Origin of the sequence: Micromonospora costi (assembly GCF_003626655.1) — a bacterium.
In the GTDB taxonomy this organism is placed as follows: domain Bacteria; phylum Actinomycetota; class Actinomycetes; order Mycobacteriales; family Micromonosporaceae; genus Micromonospora; species Micromonospora costi.
The window spans coordinates 87,952-105,181 of the sequence record NZ_RBAN01000009.1 but is presented as its reverse complement, the minus strand read 5'-3'; the positions used below and the strand labels follow the sequence as shown (position 1 = coordinate 105,181).

Here is a 17,230-nt window from a genome sequence, read left to right as displayed (position 1 = left end):
CGCTGGGCCGCCCAGCCGATGCTGCGCCGCAAGCGCGCCGAGGTGTACGCGGGCGTGCGTGGCCACCTCCGGTACCTCGACCGGAACCCGGCGGCGCCCGACCGCGCCGAGCGGATCGCGAAGATGGTCGCCTCGCCCGAGCCGCTGGTCCGGCTGCTCGGCCAGCGGATCGGCAAGCCGGGCGTCGACCACGGCCCGATGCTCGAAGTCCTGAGCCGCCGCTACTACGGCAACCGGGGCGCGAGCGACGCGCGCTGCGTCGAGGTGGACGGCGACTCGTATTTCACCGCCGAGTACGACCGCGACGGCGAGCGCTTCCGGCTGGTCGCGGCGGCCACCGACCTCGCCGGGCTGCCCGCGGTCCTGGAGAAGGTCGCCGGACTGTCCACGGCGGACTCGGTGGCGGACGTGTACCTGACGTGGGCCGACCAGCCCGACGCGGACGCCATGGCCGCGATCCTCCGGGAGATTCTCGACCGCGCCGGGCTGCTGGACGTGCTCCAGCGGGTGACCGTCTCGGTGGCCGGGCACACCGGCACCGTGATGCACCACCACTTCACGTTCCGTCCCGGGGTGGGCGAGGACCGGGTCATCCGCGGGCTGCACCCGCTGATCGCCCAGCGCCTGCAACTGCCGCGGCTGCGCACCTTCGACCTGACCCGGCTGCCGTCCGCCGACGAGGAGGTCTACGTCTTCCACTGCGTGGCGCCGGACAACCCGGCCGACGAGCGGCTCGCGGCGATGGCCCAGGTCCGCGACCTGACCCCGCTGCGCGACGTCGACGGCCGGATCCTGGCCCTGCCCGCGGCCGAGGGCGCGCTGGACGCCTGCCTCGACGCGATCCGTACGGTGCAGGCGCGGCGGCCCGCGAAGAAGCGCTTCGACACCAACCGGATCACCATCTACGTCTGGCCGCCCAGCGAGCTGACGATCGAGGAGCTGAAGGCCGTGGCCCAGCGCGTCCTGCCCAGGACGGCGGGCGCGGGTCTGGAGGAGGTCCTCTTCCTCGGCCGCCAGCGCGACGCGGCCACCGGCGAGCTGACCGACATCGCCGTGAAGATCTCCTACGACGCCGGCATGCGGGTGTCGGTCACCGAGCCGACGACCGAGCCGATCCCGCCGGTCGACGACTACCGGCAGAAGGTGCTCTCGGCGCGGCGGCGCGGCACCACGTACCCGTACGAGCTGACCGACATGCTGGCCGGCCCCGGCGGCACGTTCACCGAGTACGACCTCGACGACGCCGGTGCGCTGGTCCCGGTCGAGCGGCCGAAGGGCCGCAACCGGGCCGGCATCGTGGCCGGTGTGGTGAGCACGCCGACCGAGCGGTACCCGGAGGGCGTCACGCGGGTGGCGCTCCTCGGCGACCCGACCCGGGCGCTCGGCGCGCTGTCCGAGCCCGAGTGCGCCCGGGTGATCGCGGCGCTCGACCTGGCCGAGCGGATGCGCGTACCGGTCGACTGGTTCGCGCTGTCGGCGGGCGCACGGATCGCGATGAACTCGGGCACCGAGAACATGGACTGGGTGGCGGCCGCGCTCAAGCGGATCGTGGAGTTCACCCAGAACGGCGGCGAGATCAACATCGTGGTCGCCGGCATCACCGTGGGCGCCCAGCCGTACTGGAACGCGGAAGCCACGATGCTCATGCACACCAAGGGCATCCTCGTGATGACCCCGGACTCGGCCATGGTGCTGACCGGCAAGCAGTCGCTGGACTTCTCCGGCGGCGTGTCGGCCGAGGACAACTTCGGCATCGGCGGCTACGACCGGGTGATGGGCCCGAACGGCCAGGCCCAGTACTGGGCACCGGACCTGCGGGGCGCCCGCAACGTGCTGATGGCGCACTACGACCACGCGTACATCGCGCCCGGCGAGTCCCGGCCGCGCCGGGCGGTCACGTCGGACCCGGTCGACCGGGACATCTCCGACTACCCGCACGCCGTGCCGGACAGCGACTTCGCCACCGTCGGCGAGATCTTCTCCCGTGAGCGCAACCCCGACCGGAAGAAGGCCTTCGACATCCGTACGCTCATGCGGGCCCTAGCCGACCAGGACCACGCGGTCCTGGAACGGTGGGCGGGCATGGCCGACGCGGAGACCGCGGTGGTGCAGGACGTACACCTCGGCGGGATCCCGGTGTGCCTGCTCGGCATCGAGTCCCGGTCGGTGCCGCGGCGCGGTTTCCCGCCCACCGACGGACCGGACACCTACACGGCGGGCACGCTGTTCCCGCGCTCGTCGAAGAAGGCCGCGCGCGCGATCAACGCGGCCAGCGGCAACCGGCCGCTCGTGGTGCTCGCGAACCTGTCCGGGTTCGACGGCTCGCCGGAGTCGATGCGGCAACTGCAGCTGGAATACGGCGCGGAGATCGGTCGTGCCATCGTGAACTTCCGCGGCCCCATCGTGTTCTGCGTGATCTCGCGGTACCACGGCGGCGCGTTCGTGGTGTTCTCGAAGGCGCTCAACCCGAACATGACGGTGCTCGCCGTCGAGGGCTCGTTCGCCTCGGTCATCGGCGGGGCGCCCGCGGCGGCCGTGGTGTTCGCCGGTGACGTCAACGCCCGTACGGCGAAGGACCCGCGCGTGGCCGACCTGGAGGCCCGGGTCGCGGCGGCGACCGACGCGGAGCGGGCGGCGCTGGTCCCGCAGCTCATGGACGTGCGGGCCGCGGTCCGGGCGGAGAAGCTGGGTGAGGTGGCCGCCGAGTTCGACGCGGTGCACAGCATCCAGCGGGCCGTCGAGGTCGGCTCCGTGGACGCCATCATCCGGCCCGAGGAGCTGCGCCCGCAGATCATCGCGGCCATCGAGCGGGGTCTCGCCGTCGCCTGACGGAAGGGCCGGTCCGCCGGTCGTACCGGCTCGCCGCGGCGGCCCGGTACGACCGGCGACCACGACGGCCGGCGCGCGTGCCGAGGCCGAGGGTGTCGGTTGTGGCGGTCCGTGTCTCGGCTTGACCGAGGACTTCGACACCCTAAGGGGGAGATGTCAGTGCGTGAGATCGACAAGGTGGCCTGGATCCTGCTCGTGGACGGGCGGATCCTGAGCACCCGGTCCCGGGGCCGGGACGTCTGGTACCTGCCCGGCGGCAAGCGCGAGCCGGGCGAGAGCGACCAGGACACCCTCCGCCGCGAGGTCGCCGAGGAACTGAGCGTCGAGGTGGACGCGGAGGGCGCCGTGCACGTCGGCACGTTCACCGCGCCGGCGCACGGCCAACCGGTCGGCACGACGGTGCGGATGACCTGCTACCGGGCGGACTACCAGGGCACCCTGCGGCCGGCCGCGGAGATCGCCGAGGCGGCGTGGCTGGCGTACGCCGATCGTCCCCGGGTCTCGCCGGTCGACCAGATCATCTTCGACCACCTGCACGCCGCGGAGCTGCTGCACTGAGCGCCGGTCACCCCGGCGTTGCCTGACCCGCCGCAGGGTGATCCACACCAGATCGGCGAAATGGCGGGCTCCCTCTCGCTGGGACCCCGCCATATCGGCGAAAGGGAGTCGATCACGTGCTATTTCCGGTCTGTGTGTCGGTGATCGACTCGACGTCCTTGAAGTCGCGGTGTTCACCTGGCCCGGATGCCGCGAGATGCACGTAACTCGTGTCGATCACCGGCCGCGAGTCGGCCGGGAGGGCTGAATTCCCGCAGGCGCCGGGATGGTCCCCTTCCGTCCACCGGGTTCCTCGCCGGATCGGCGATGTGGGGGGCCCTCGCCGGGTCGGCGATATGGCGGAGTCCCTTTCGCTGGGACCCCGTCATATCGGCGAAAGGGAGTCGATCACGCGCTATTTCCGGTCTGTGTGCCGGTGATCGACTCGACATCCGTGAAGTCGCGGTTCACCTGGCCCGAACACCGCGAGATGCACGTAACTCGTGTCGATCATCGGCCGCCTGGAACCGGCGGTCCGGGTTCATCGTTTGTCGTCCGGGCCGCCGGGTAAGCGCGGTGCCGGTGACGAAGGAGGGGCGGCGTGCGGTTTCCCCGCTTCATCGACGCGGTGTCCCGCCGGTCCGGGCTCGCGCCCGAGCAGGCCGCCACCGTTGCCCGTGCCGTGCTGCAGACGATGGCCGAGCGCGTCACCGGCGATCCGGCGGACGACCTGGCCGGGCGGTTGCCCGACGAGGTGGACGACTACCTGGGCGGACCGGCGGCCACGCCCGGCGGGTCGGCGGTCGGGCCGGCGGAGTTCCTGCGCCGGGTGGGGGAGCGGGCCGGGGTCGACGAGGCGACCGCCCGGGTGGGCACGGGCGCGGTGTTCGCGACCCTGCGAGAGGCCGTCACCGTCGCCGAGTTCCGGGAGATGGTGGCCCGTTTGCCGCGCGGCGGCGGCGGCATCGAACCGGTGCCGCCCTCACCGTACGATGGCTGAGCGGGCCAGCCCGACCCATCCTGTCCAAGGTCCGACATGCGCCCACCTTGTGGGAAATTTGCCGGTCAGGCGTCTTAACAACCGTAAGATTACTTGCCAGTACCGGCGTATGCGGTAATTCCTCTAATCGGTAGCCGGATGATCGGACCGTTTACGCGGCCCGTCGACCGAGGCGCCGATCGGCCCTTCGGCCGGACTCTCATCGATGATCTTTCGGCCCAGGCATCGAGCCCTATGCTGCTTCCATTGTGAAGTCCTGGGGGGGATCATGATCACGGTTGTCGAACTCTGCGCGAAAGTCCTTTGTGGAGTGCGCGCGTTCTGACATGGCGAACGAGACGCTGATCCATCGCTTCGGCGATGTCGCTGCCGCCTGCCCCGACCACGCCGCCGTCCTCGGTGAGACCCAGCAGCTCAGCTACGCCGAGCTGGCCGGTCTGGCCGGTGGGTACGCGGATGCGCTGCTCGGGGCCGGGGCGCGCGCGGGTGACCGGGTCGCGCTGCTGACCGCGCACGGCCCCCGGACCATCGCCGCCATCCTCGGCACGCTGGCCGCCGGGTGCGCGTACGTGCCGCTGGACCCGAACTTCCCGCCGGCGCGGCTGCGGCACATGCTCGCGACCGCGGAGGTGACCACCGTCCTCTGTGGGGCCGAGCACGAGGACCTCGCCCGCGCGCTCGGCGCCGACGCCTCCGCCCCGCACGGCGCCGACGCCTCCGCCCCGCACGGCGCCGACGCCTCCGCCGCGCTCGGCGCCGACGTGTCCGCCCCGCGCGTCGTCGTCGTGGACGACCCGCGGCCCGCGCCGCTGCGGCCGGTTCCCGTCGACCCGGACGCGCTCGCGTACGTGCTGTTCACCTCGGGCTCGACCGGCGTGCCCAAGGCGGTCGGGCAGACCCACCGCAACCTGCTGCACGTGGTGCGCAACCAGATCCACACGCTCGACCTCGGCCCCGCCGACCGGCTCAGCCTGCTCGCCTCGTTCAGCTTCGACGCGGCCATCCCCGACCTCTACCCGGCGCTGCTCACCGGCGCCGCCGTCGTCCCCGTCGATCTGAGACGGCACGGCCTCGCCCACGCCGTCGAGCAGCTCGCCCGGCACGGCGTGACCGTCTACCACTCGACCCCGACCGTCTACCGTTTCCTGCTCGACACCCCCGGCGTCGAGCGGCTCGACCGGGTCCGTGTGGTGCTGCTCGGTGGCGAGCAGGCCACCCACGCCGACGCGGCGCGCGGCCGGGGCCGTTTCGCCCCCGGCTGTCTGCTGGTCAACGGGTACGGCGCCACGGAGATGACGTTCGCGGCCCGGTACGCGCTGCCGCTCGCCGAGGCCGACCCGGGCGCCGCCGGCCCGCTGCCGATCGGCACCGCGCTCCCCGGCTACCAGCTGCGCCTCGCAGACAACGGCGAGATCGTGGTGCGCGGCCCCCACCTCGCGCCCGGCTACCTCGACCGGGACAGCGACCGGTTCTTCACCGACGCCGACGGCGTGCCCGCGTACCGCACGGGTGATCTCGGCGAGCGGCTGCCCACCGGTGAGCTGGTCTGCCTGGGCCGGCTCGACCGGCAGGTCAAGGTGCGCGGCTTCCGGGTCGAGCTGACCGAGATCGAGGCCCTCCTCGTCGCCGATCCGGGTGTCGCCGGGGCGCGGGCCATCGCCCGCGACGGCGAGCTTCTGGCGTACGTACGCCCGGCCGCCGGCCCGCTGGCCCCGGCCGCCCTGCGCGCCGCGCTGGCCCGCCACCTGCCCGACTACGCGCTGCCGCGCGCCGTCGTCGCGGTCGACGAGTTCCCGCTCACCGTCACCGGAAAGATCGACGAGCGGGCGCTGCCCGACCCGGCCCCGGTGGTGCCGGAAGGCGCGGGCCCGGCGACGCCGACCGAGCGGGCCGTGCACGACATCTGGTGCGGGGTGCTCGGCCGCCCGGCCGTCGGCCGCACCGACAGCTTCTTCGACGTCGGCGGCCAGTCGCTTCTGCTCGGCCAGGTGCAGCAGCGCATCGCCGAGCGGTTCGGCATACGGCTGCCGATGCTGCGCCTCTTCGAGCACCCCACGATCGCGGCGCTGGCGCGGCTGCTCGACGATCCACCGGTGGCGGACCGGGCGCCGGTCCCCGCGCTGGCCGCCCCGCCCGCGCCGTCGGCCGCCGCCCGCGAGTACACCGGCGACGAGATCGCGGTGGTGGGCCTCGCCGGCCGTTTCCCCGGTGCCCCCGACGTGGCGACCTTCTGGTGGAACCTCTGCGCGGGCGTCGACGCGATTCACGATCACACCGACGCCGAGCTGGCGGCGCTCGGCATCGGGCCGGCGCTGCGGTCCGACCCCCGGCACGTACGGGCCGCCGGCCGGCTCGACGGGGTCGCCGACTTCGACGCGGAGTTCTTCGCGTTCGGCGAGCAGGAGGCCGCGCGTACCGACCCGCAGCACCGCCTGTTCCTCGAGACCGCCTGGGAGGCCCTCGAGGACGCCGGCCACGACCCCACCCGCTTCCCCGGGCTGGTCGGCGTGTTCTCGGCGACCTCCGCCAACCGCTACTTCCTGTTCCACCTCATGGACAACCCGGCCGTCGTCGGTGACGTCGACCCGGACGACTGGGAGGCCCGGCTGATCGGCCGGCAGTTCACCGACCACCTGCCCGGGCAGGTGGCGTATCGGCTGGGGCTGACCGGGCCGGCGGTCGCCGTGCAGAGCGCCTGCTCCAGCTCCCTGGTCGCGGTCTGCCTCGCGGCGCAGAGCCTCGCCGACTACCAGTGCGACATCGCCCTCGCCGGAGGCGTCAACGTCACCTGGCCCCGCTACCGGCACACCCCCGGCGGTCTCGCCTCGCCCGACGGGCGGTGCCGTGCCTTCGACGAGGCGGCCAGCGGCTCCGGCTTCGGCTCCGGCGCCGGGGTGGTCGCGCTGCGCCGGCTCGCCGACGCCCAGGCCGACGGTGACCGGATCTACGCGATCCTGCCCGGCTGGGCGGTCACCAACGACGGCCCGGACCGCGCCGGCTTCGCGGTGCCCGGCCCCGCCGGGCAGGCCGCCGCCGTGGCGAACGCGCTCGCGGCCGCGGAGGTGGCGCCGGGCGAGGTGCGGTTCATCGAGGCGCACGGCAGCGGCACCCCACTCGGTGACGCCATCGAGGTGGCCGCGCTGCACGAGGTGTACGCGGGCGGCCCGGCCGAGACCTGCGCGCTCGGCTCGGTCAAGACCAACATCGGGCACCTGGACGCCGGCGCGGGCATCGCCGGGCTCATCAAGGCGGTGCTCGCCGTGCAGCACGGCGTGATCCCGCCGAACCTGCACTACACCCGCCCACACCCGGAGATCGACCTGGCCAGCGGCCCGTTCTACGTCCCCACGAAGGTGCGGGACTGGCCCGAGGCGCCGCGCCGGGTCGCCGGGGTCAGCTCGTTCGGGCTCGGCGGCACCAACGCGCACGTGGTGGTCGAACAGCCGCCGCCGGTGGACCCGGTAGACGGGCCGCCGGCCGCCGCGCACCTGCTGCCGGTGTCGGCGCGTACGCCAGCCGCGCTGCGCGACGCGCTGTCCCGGCTGCGGCGGCACCTGGCCGGCGCCGCGCCCGCGCTGCCCGAGGTGGCGGCCACGCTGGCCCTGGGCCGGCGCGCCCTCGACCACCGCGCGGCCGTGGTCGCCACCGACCTGGCCGGTGCCGTGGCCGCCCTCGACGACCTGCTGGAGACCGGCGCCCGGGTGGCCGGGGCCGGGGAGCCCGCAGAGCTGCGCGAGCTGGCCGCGGCGTGGGTGGCCGGCCGGGACGTGGACTGGACGGCGCTGCACCCCGAGGGCGGTGTGCGGCGCACCGGCCTGCCGACCTACCCGTTCCAGCGGCAGCGCTACTGGATCGACCCTCCTCAGAAAGGCGCACGGTGAACTGGTTCGTCTCGCCCGGAGGCCGTGACGCGGCGCCGGTCCAGCTCTTCTGCCTGCCGTACGCCGGCGCCGGCGCCAGCGCGTTTCGCCGCTGGCAGGACGGCCTCGGCCCGGACGTCGAGGTGTTGCCGGTACAGCTGCCGGGGCGGGAGAACCGGATCACCGAGGACCCGCGGTTCGAGGTGGCCGACGTGGCGCGCGCCATCGCGGGTCGGGCCACCGGCCCGTACGCCCTCTACGGGCACTCGATGGGCGGCCGGCTCGGGTTCGAGGTGGTCCGCGAGCTGCGCCGGCAGGGTCAGCCGCTGCCGCTGCGCCTCTACGTCGGCGGGGCCCGCGCCCCGCACGTCACCGCTCCCAGCCTGTTCGACGGCCTGTCCCGGGTGGACGACGACGAGCTGCTGCGCCGGCTCGGCGTGGGCGGCGGCCTTCCCGCCGAGGTGCTCGACCACCCCGAGCTGGTGGAGCTGCTGCTGCCGCTGCTGCGTGCCGACTTCGGGCGTGTGGACGGCTACCGCTACGTCCCGGGCGAGCCGCTGCCGGTGCCGATCGTCGTGTTCACCGGCCGCCACGACCGTGCGGTGACCCGGGAGCACAGCGCGGCCTGGCGGGAGCACAGCGCGGCCGGCTTCACCCTGCACGAGATCGACGGCGGGCACTTCTTCCTGCACGACGCGCTCGACGACCTGCTCACCACGATCCGCACCGACCTCGACGCCGCCGTTGCCGACGCCGCCGCCGCCGACACCGCCCGCAGCGGCACCGCGGCCGGCACGAGCACCGGCACCGCGGCCGGCACCAGCACCGCGGCCCGCAGCGGCACCGCCGCACCCGCCGGCCGGGCCGGCGGGCACCGCGTCCCGCTGGGCGACACCGGTTGGTCGGTCTGGCGGGACGCCATCCTGCGCACCACCGGCTTCCCCGCCGACGGGCTCACCATGCTCTCCGCCCCGCACGCCGCGGCGGCCGCCGACGAGCTGCTCTCCACCGGCGCCGGCGAGGAGCAGTTCGACAAGGAGTTCGCCGAGGCGGTCACGGCTGCCGGCCGCCGGTTGACCGAGCTGGCCGGTGACCCGCTGCTGCGCGAGGCGGTCATCTGGCAGAACCGCAACGCGATGCTCGCCCTCGACGGGCTGCGCCGCGGCGGCCCGGACGCGCCCCGCAACGTGCGCCGGCGGGACCGGGAACGCGCCCTGCTCAAGTACTGGCAGCGGTACTGCGGCAAGAACGAGACGGTCGGCTTCTTCGGCCCGGCCTGCTGGGCCACCGTCGACCCGACCCGGCCGGACGCCGCCGAGGTGCGCCCCGGCGCGGCGCTCACCCGCCGCCGCTGGGTGTGGTTCGAGTCGTGGGCGCTGACGGCGTACGCCGATCACGTCGGCCGCGACCTCGCGGTGCGCTCCTGGTGGCCGCCGAGGCTGGCCGCGCACCTGCGCCTCGTCGACCGCGCGGTGCTGCGACCCGGCCGGCCGCCGGTGGCGCTCTCCCCGGTCGAGGCGGCGCTCCTGGCCGCCGCCGACGGCCGTCGCGCGGCCCGCGACCTCGTCACCGACCCGGCCGTCGGGCTGCGCCGGCCGGAGGACGGGTACGCGCTGCTGGACCGGCTCGTGGAGCGCGAGCTGATCACCTGGGACGCCGCCCTGCCGGTCAGCCCGGAGGCCGAAGGCGTGCTGCGGGAGCGCATCGCGTCCGTCGGCGACCCGGTCGCGCGGGAGGCCGCCCGGGCCGGCTTCGACCGGCTCTGCGCGGCCCGCGACGCCGTCGCCGACGCGGCCGGTGACCCGGACCGGCTGCGCGCCGCGCTCGACGGCCTCGACGCGACGTTCACGGCGCTGACCGGCCAGCCGCCGCGCCGCCGCGAGGGCCAGATGTACGCGGGCCGCACGCTTTGCTACGAGGACACCAGCCGGGACCTCGACGTGGTGTTCGGCGCGTCGCTGCTGGACGGCGTCGCCGCGCCGCTCGGCGTGCTGCTCCAGGCCGCCCGCTGGCTGGCCGCGGCGCTGGAGGACGCGTACGGCGCGGTGTTCCGCGAGTTGTACGACGAGTTGCGCGCCGAGGCCGGCGACCGCCCGGTGGCCCTGTCCGACCTGTGGTTCCTGGTGCAGGGGATGTTCTGGGGCGACGGCGAGCGACCCGTGGACGCGGTCGCCGCGGAGTTCGCCGGCCGGTGGGCGGGCCTGTTCGGGCTCGACGCCCTGCCCGACGGGACCACCGACGTGCGGCTGCGGGCGGCCGACCTGGCGGCGCGGGTCGCCGAGGTGTTCCCAACCGTCCACCCGGGTTGGAGCAACGGCCGGCTGCACAGCCCGGACCTGCAGATCTGCGCGGCCGACGCGGCGGCCCTCGCACGCGGCGACTACACCGTGGTGCTCGGGGAGCTGCACACCGCCTGGCCGTCCTTCGACTGCCAGGTGTTCACCCCGTCGCACCCGGACGTGGAGCGGCTGCGCGCCGCCCTCGCCGAGGACCTGGGGGAGCGGCGGATCCGGCTGTTGTTCCCCACCGACTGGCCCCGGCGCACCAGCCGGGTCGCGGAGGCGCTGATCGGCCCCACGGACCGGCAGCTGGCGTTCCTGCCGGCGCCCGGCGCCGACCCGGCGCGGGTGCTGCCCACGGTCGCGCTCGCCGTCACCGACGACGCCGGCCGGCTGGTCGCGACGGCACCGGACGGCCAGCGCTGGCCGCTGACCGAGGTCTTCTCCGGCCTGCTCGCCGCGCACGCCGTCGACGGGTTCAAGCTGGTGGCCGCCGCGCCGTACACGCCCAGGATCACCCTGGACCGGCTGGTGGTGGCGCGGCAGACGTGGCGTACCACGGTCGGGGAGTGCGGCCTGGGCACGGTGACCGGGGAGCGGGAGCGGTTCCTGGCCGTCCGCCGCTGGCGCCGCCGGCTCGGCCTGCCGGAGTGGGTCTACGCGAAGCTCGGCACCGAGACCAAACCGTGCTTCGTCGACCTGAGCAGCCCGGCGTTCGCCAACATGTTCTGCGCCATGGTGCGGGCCGCCCGCGCCGACGGCGGCGACGCCACCTCCCTGGTGGTCAGCGAGATGCTGCCCACCCCCGACGACGCCTGGGTGCCCGACGCGCACGGCCGGCGCTACTTCAGCGAACTGCGGTTGCACATCGTGGACGCCGAAGAAGCGGAGGTGGCGCGGTGAGCCACCGGATCCCGCTCGGCGACACGGGCTGGTGGGTCTGGCGCGACGTCGTGCTGCGCACCGCCGGTTTCCCGGCCGCCGGGCTGGAGACGTTCGCCGCACCGGAGGCCGCCGCGGCGGCCGACGCGCTGCTCGACGGCGAGGGCACCCCGGACGTGTTCGACAAGGCCTTCCGGTCGGCCCAGCTCGACGCGTCCGCGCGGGCCGACGCCATCGCCGCCGACCCGCTGCTGCGCGAGGCGGTCACCTGGCAGAACCCGGACATGCTGGTCGCGCTGGACGGGCTGCTGCGGACCGACCCGGCGGCGCGGAACTGGCGTCGGCGCACGCGCGAGTCGACCCTCCTGCGGTACTGGCAGCGCTACTGCGGCAAGGCGGAGACCATCGGCTTCTTCGGCCCGGTCTGCTGGGGCCGCCTCGACCCGGACGACCCGGCCACGCGGCTGCGCCCCGGGCCGGGCCTGGTGGCCCGTCGGGAGGTCCACTTCGAGGCGTGGGCGCTGATCGCGTACGCCGACCGGCTCGCCGACGACCCGGCCGTACGCCGCTGGTGGGCGCCCGCGGTGCCGCCGCACCTCAGCGTGTCGGGACGGCAGCTGCACCGGCCGCCGCACCCCCCGGTGGAGGTGAGCGCCGCCGAGGCGCGGCTGCTGGCGTACTGCGACGGCCGGACACCGGCCGCGACGGTGGTCGCGCGCGCCCGCGCCGACGCCGACAGCGGCCTGCGCTCCGAGGCCGACGGCTTCCTGCTGCTCGACCGGCTCGTCGAACGGGCCCTGCTCACCTGGGACGCCACGCTGCCGATCAGCCCGCGTGCCGAGCAGGTGCTGCGGGACCGGCTCGCCGCGATCGGCGACCCGGCGTTGCGCGCCGCGGTGACCGGGGACTTCGACCGGCTGTGCGCGGCCCGGGACGCGGTGGCCGCCGCGTCGGGCGACGCGGACCGGCTGGGCGCGGCGCTCGCCGCGCTGAACGCCGAGTTCACCGCGGTCACCGGGCGGCCGGCGACCCGGCACGCCGGTCAGATGTACGCGGGCCGCACCGTGCTCTACGAGGAGACCGCCCGGGACCTCGACGTCACCGTCGGGTCGGCGGTGCTGGACGCCCTCGCCCCGCCGCTGGCGATCGTGCTCCAGGCCGCCCGCTGGCTCACCGCCGAGACCGGCGCGGCGATGCGCCGCCTCCTCGACGACCTGTACGCGGAGCTGGCCGGCGACGGCCCGGTCCGGCTGGCCGACGTCTGGCCGCTGGCGCAGGGGCTGCTGCTCGCCCCGGACGGCCCGCTCGCCGCGACCAGCGCACGGTTCACCGCCCGCTGGGCGGACCTGTTCGGCCTCGACGCGGTGGCGCCCGACCAACCGGAGCTGCGGCTGCGCAGCGCCGACCTCGCCGGGCGGGCCGCGACCGTCTTCGCGGCGGCGGGCCCGGGTTGGCCGTCGGCCCGCATCCACAGCCCGGACGTGCAGATCAGCGCCCCGGACGTCGCCGCCGTCAACCGCGGCGAGTTCCTGCTCGTGCTCGGCGAGTTGCACCCGGCGTACCTGCCGTTCGACAGCGCGGTCCTCACGCCGTTCCACCCCGACCCGGTGGCGCTGCGCGCCGCGTTCGACGCCGACCTGGGGCCGTCCCGGGCGCGGGTGGTCTACCCGGAGGGCTTTCCCCGGGTCACCACCCGCACCACCTACGCGACGACCGGCCCGGCCGACCGCGAGATCGGCCTCGACACCGCCCGCGGCGCCGACGTCGACCGGCTCGTCCCGTCGGCCGCGGTGCGGGTGGAACCGGACGGGGACGACCTGGTCGCCGTGCTGCCGGACGGCAGCCGGTGGCCGCTCGTGGAGATCTTCGGGCAGCTGCTCGGCCCGCTGCTGCTGGACAGCTTCAAGCTGGTCGCGCCGGCCCCGCACACGCCCCGGATAACCATCGACCGGCTCGTGGTGGCCCGGCGCACGTGGCGGACCACGGTCGGGGCGAGCGGGCTCGCGGGCGTCGCCGGCGACGCCGAGCGGTTCCTGGCCGTCCGCCGGTGGCGGCAGCGGCTCGGGCTGCCGGAGCGGGTCTTCGTGAAGGTCGGCACCGAGGTCAAGCCGTGCTACGTCGACCTGACCGCCCCGCTGTACGCGCAGTCGCTGTGCTCGATGGCCGACGCCGCCGCGAGGAGCGGCGCGGACGTGTCGGTGGTGGTCAGCGAGCTGCTGCCGGCGCCGCACGACTCCTGGGTGACCGACGCGCAGGGCCGTGGCCACGTGAGCGAGGTGCGGCTTCAGATCACCGATCCGATGACCTACCGGGGAGAGAACGGGTGACCGACATCCTGTCCATCAGCGCGGTGCAGGGGGAACCGCTGCCCTGGCCGGACGCGACGCTGGCCGAGCTGATCGCCGCGCAGGCCACCCGCACACCGGACGCGGTGGCCGTGCGGCAGTGGGACGCCCGGCTCACCTACCGGGACCTGCTGGCGCGGGCCGCCGGGGTGGCGGCCGCGCTGCGGGGGCGCGGCGTGGGCCGGCAGACCCGGGTCGGGGTCTGCGGGCACCGCCGCCCCGAGCTGGTCGCCACCGTGCTCGGCGTTCTCCTCGCGGGCGCCTGCTACGTGCCGCTGGAGCCGGGCGGTCCCCGCCGGCGGCTCCGCGAGATCGCCGAGGACGCGGGCGTCACCGTGGTGGTGGGTGACGCCGCCACGGCGGAGTTCGGCGACGTGCCGGGCGTCGAGGCGCTCGACCTGCCCGGCCCGGCGCCGCTCGCGCCGTGCCCGGCGCTCCCCGGCGACCCGGCGTACGTGCTGTTCACCTCCGGCTCCACGGGGCGCCCGAAGGGCGTGCTCACCACCCACCGCAACGTGGTCGAGTTCGTCCACGGGGTGGTCGCGCTCAGCGGCACGGACGCCGGCGTCCGCAGCCTCGGCATCGCGTCGCTCGGATTCGACGCGGCCACCATGGACCTGTTCGTCCCGCTGCTGCTCGGCGGCTCGGTGCAGCTGCTCGACGCGGACGACCGGGCCGACCCGGTGCGGCTCGCCCGGTTCATCGCCGCGCACGAGGTGAACTGGGGTTTCATCACGCCCACGGTGCTGTCCATGCTGGACCCGGCGCAGCTGCCCGGCTGGCGGGTGGTGCTCTGCGGCGGCGAAGCCGTCCCGGCCGAGCTGGCCGCCCGCTGGGCGCCCGGCCGCACGTTCCTCAACGGGTACGGGCCGACCGAGACCACGGTGCTCGCGGTCAGCGGCCCGTTGACCGCCACCGAGAGCGACCCGGTGCCGATCGGCGTGCCGTTGCCCAACCACCGCGCGTACGTGGTGGACGCCGACCTGAGCCCGGTCGCCCCCGGTATGACCGGCGAGCTGCTGATCGGCGGCCCCGGCCTGGCCGACGGCTACCTCAACCGGCCGGGCCTGACCGCCGAACGGTTCGTGCCTGACCCGTGGTCGGGGCGGCCCGGCGAGCGGCTGTACCGCACCGGCGACCGGGTCCGGCTCGACGCCGACGGGCGGATCGTCTACCTGGGCCGGGTCGACCGGCAGGTCAAGATCCGCGGCCAGCGCATCGAGTTGGGCGAGGTGGAGGCCGTGCTGGGCGGGCTGCCCGGCGTGGACGCGGTCGCCGTCGAGGCGGTGCCCGGGCCGGCCGGCACCGAACTGGTGGCGTTCCTCGCCCCGGCCGACGCGCCCGACGACGCGCGGCTGCGGGCGTACGCCGGGCCGCGGCTGACCACCGCGATGCTGCCGGCCCGGGTGGTGCGGCTCGCCGCCCTCCCGGTCAGCGCCACCACCGGGAAGCTGGACCGGCCGGCGCTGCGCGCGCTGGCCGCCGCCGACCGCCCACTGCCCGACGCGCCGGCCGGCGCCGACGAGCCCGTGGACCGCGCCGTGGCGCGGCTCTGGGCACGGCTGCTCGGCGCGGCGCCCGAGCCGGACACCGACTTCCTGGCCGCCGGTGGCAACTCGATCGCCGCGATGCGGCTGGTCGCGGCGCTCCGCGCGGACCTCGGCCGGCACGTCGACACACGGGACGTGTTCACCGCCCGCACCTTCGCCGGACTGGTGGAGCGGGTGGCCGCCGCCGCACCCGCCGACGGCGACGGGCTCACCACCGGCAACCCGCCCACGCTCTCCCCGCCGCAGCGGCGCCTCTGGTTCGTCGACCAACTCGCGCCGTCCAGCGCGCCCTACAACATCGCGGTGGCGCACCGGCTGCACGGGCCCCTGGACGTCACCGCGCTCGGCGCGGCACTGCGCGCTGTGGCCGAGCGGCACGACGTGCTGCGCTGGCGGATCCCGCAGACCGCCGGCGTGCCGTACGCGGTCCGCGAGGAGCCGACCGACGTGGCCGTGCCCGTGGTGGACCTGACCGGCGGCGCCGACCCCGAGGGCGAACTCGCCGCGATGCTCGCCGCCGGCGCGGGCCACGCGTTCGACCTGGCCACCGGCCCGCCGTGGCAGGTGACCGTCTACCGCCTCGCCGAAGCCGAGCACGTCCTGGCGATCACGCTGCACCACGCGGTGTTCGACGGCTGGTCCGAGGCGGTCCTGTACGACGACCTCGCGACCGCGTACGCCCGAGCGGTGGCCGGGCGGACGCCCCGGCTGCCCGCGCTCGCGGCCACGTACGCCGACTACGCGGTGTGGCGGGCGGAGCGGGACCGCCGCCGCGGCGACGCGGACCTGGCCTGGTGGACCGCGCACCTGACCGGCGTGCCGACCGTGCTGGACCTGCCGCGGGACCGCCCCCGGCCGGCCGTGCAGACGTACACGGGCGCCGAGGCCGCCGTGCGGTTGCCCGAGGCGACCGACCTCGCGGTGCGCGAGCTGGCCGAACGGCGCGGCACCACCGTCGCGGCCGTGCTGCTGGCCGCCTTCGGCGAGCTGCTCGCCCGGCTCACCGGCGGCGACGACCACCTGCTCGGCGCGATCGTCGCCGACCGCCGCCTGGCCGCGTTCGACGACGTGGTCGGCTTCTTCATCGACACCGTGCCGGTCCGGGTCCGCACGGGTGGGGCGACGTTCGCCGACCTGGTCGACCGCTGCGCCGCCGAGCTGCACGAGGTGACCACCCACCCTGGCGCGCCGCTGGAACGGATCGTCGAGGCGCTCGGCGTCGGCCGCGACACCTCCCGCGCGCCGCTGGTGCAGGTGCTGTTCAACGTGCTCAACTTCGTCCCGCCCCGGCTGTCGCTGACCGGCCTGGCCGGTGAGCCCGTCCCCGTGCCCAAGCCCGGATCGCCGTTCGACATCACCGTCTACGTGGTGGAACGCGCCGGCTGCGTGGGCGTCGAGGTCGTGCACAACCCGGACCTGTTCGACGCCGAGCGGATCGACGCGCTGCTGGCCGACCTGGCCGCCCTGGTCGGCGCGCTCGCCGCCGACCCCGGCAGGCCGGCCCGCGACGTGGCCGTCGAGCTGCCCCGGCCCACCGTCCGGGTGGCCGGGCTCGGCGCGATGACAGTCGCCGCGGCCGAGCAGCCGCGGGCCGTGCTTCCGGCCGGCCCGGACGGGCTCACCGACACCGAGGACCTGATCGCCGGCATCTGGCGGGAGGTGCTGGAACGCGACCGCGTCGGCGTGACCGACAACTTCTTCGACATCGGTGGCCACTCGCTGGCCCTGGCCGAGGTGCACGCGCGGCTGACCGCCGCCACCGGCCGCTCGATCACGATGCTCGACCTGTTCCGCCACCCCACGATCCGGGCGCTCGCCGCCAGCCTCGACGGCGCCGCCGACCGGCCGGAACTCGCCCGCGCCGCACTGCGGGCCGCCGCACGCCGAAGCCGTACCCGCCGTAACCCACCCCGCCGCCCCGGCGGCACCGCGCACTGAAGGACACCGT

At 75.4% G+C, this 17,230-nt stretch carries 7 protein-coding genes; all 7 read left to right on the top strand.

All coding sequences use genetic code 11. The features are described from left to right. A partial coding sequence (locus tag D7193_RS31160; protein WP_277749934.1) for a carboxyl transferase domain-containing protein occupies nucleotides 1-2,829 on the top strand: 2,829 nt, incomplete at its 5' end. A gap of 159 nt (nucleotides 2,830-2,988) precedes the next feature. Next, complete coding sequence (locus D7193_RS31155; protein ID WP_120783247.1) at nucleotides 2,989-3,387, top strand: NUDIX hydrolase; 399 nt, start codon at nucleotides 2,989-2,991, stop codon at nucleotides 3,385-3,387. A 580-nt stretch (nucleotides 3,388-3,967) separates the two neighbouring features. Next, the gene (locus D7193_RS31150; protein WP_120783246.1) at nucleotides 3,968-4,366 is read left to right on the top strand and encodes a DUF2267 domain-containing protein; all 399 of its coding nucleotides are present in this window, start codon (nucleotides 3,968-3,970) and stop codon (nucleotides 4,364-4,366) included. Between the two features lie 326 nt (nucleotides 4,367-4,692). Continuing rightward, nucleotides 4,693-8,247, top strand: a complete 3,555-nt coding sequence (locus D7193_RS31145; RefSeq protein WP_120783245.1) for an AMP-binding protein — start codon at nucleotides 4,693-4,695, stop codon at nucleotides 8,245-8,247. Then, nucleotides 8,244-11,408 (top strand): thioesterase domain-containing protein, encoded by a 3,165-nt coding sequence (locus D7193_RS31140; protein WP_120783244.1) that lies wholly within the window; start codon nucleotides 8,244-8,246, stop codon nucleotides 11,406-11,408. The genes D7193_RS31145 and D7193_RS31140 overlap by 4 nt, the downstream gene beginning before the upstream one ends. Then, nucleotides 11,405-13,714, top strand: coding sequence for a lantibiotic dehydratase (locus D7193_RS31135; RefSeq protein WP_120783243.1), 2,310 nt, complete (start codon nucleotides 11,405-11,407; stop codon nucleotides 13,712-13,714). Before D7193_RS31140 ends, D7193_RS31135 begins: the two co-directional genes overlap by 4 nt. After that, the gene (locus tag D7193_RS31130) at nucleotides 13,711-17,220 is read left to right on the top strand and encodes a non-ribosomal peptide synthetase (RefSeq protein ID WP_120783242.1); all 3,510 of its coding nucleotides are present in this window, start codon (nucleotides 13,711-13,713) and stop codon (nucleotides 17,218-17,220) included. Before D7193_RS31135 ends, D7193_RS31130 begins: the two co-directional genes overlap by 4 nt. Nucleotides 17,221-17,230: the final 10 nt, after the last annotated feature.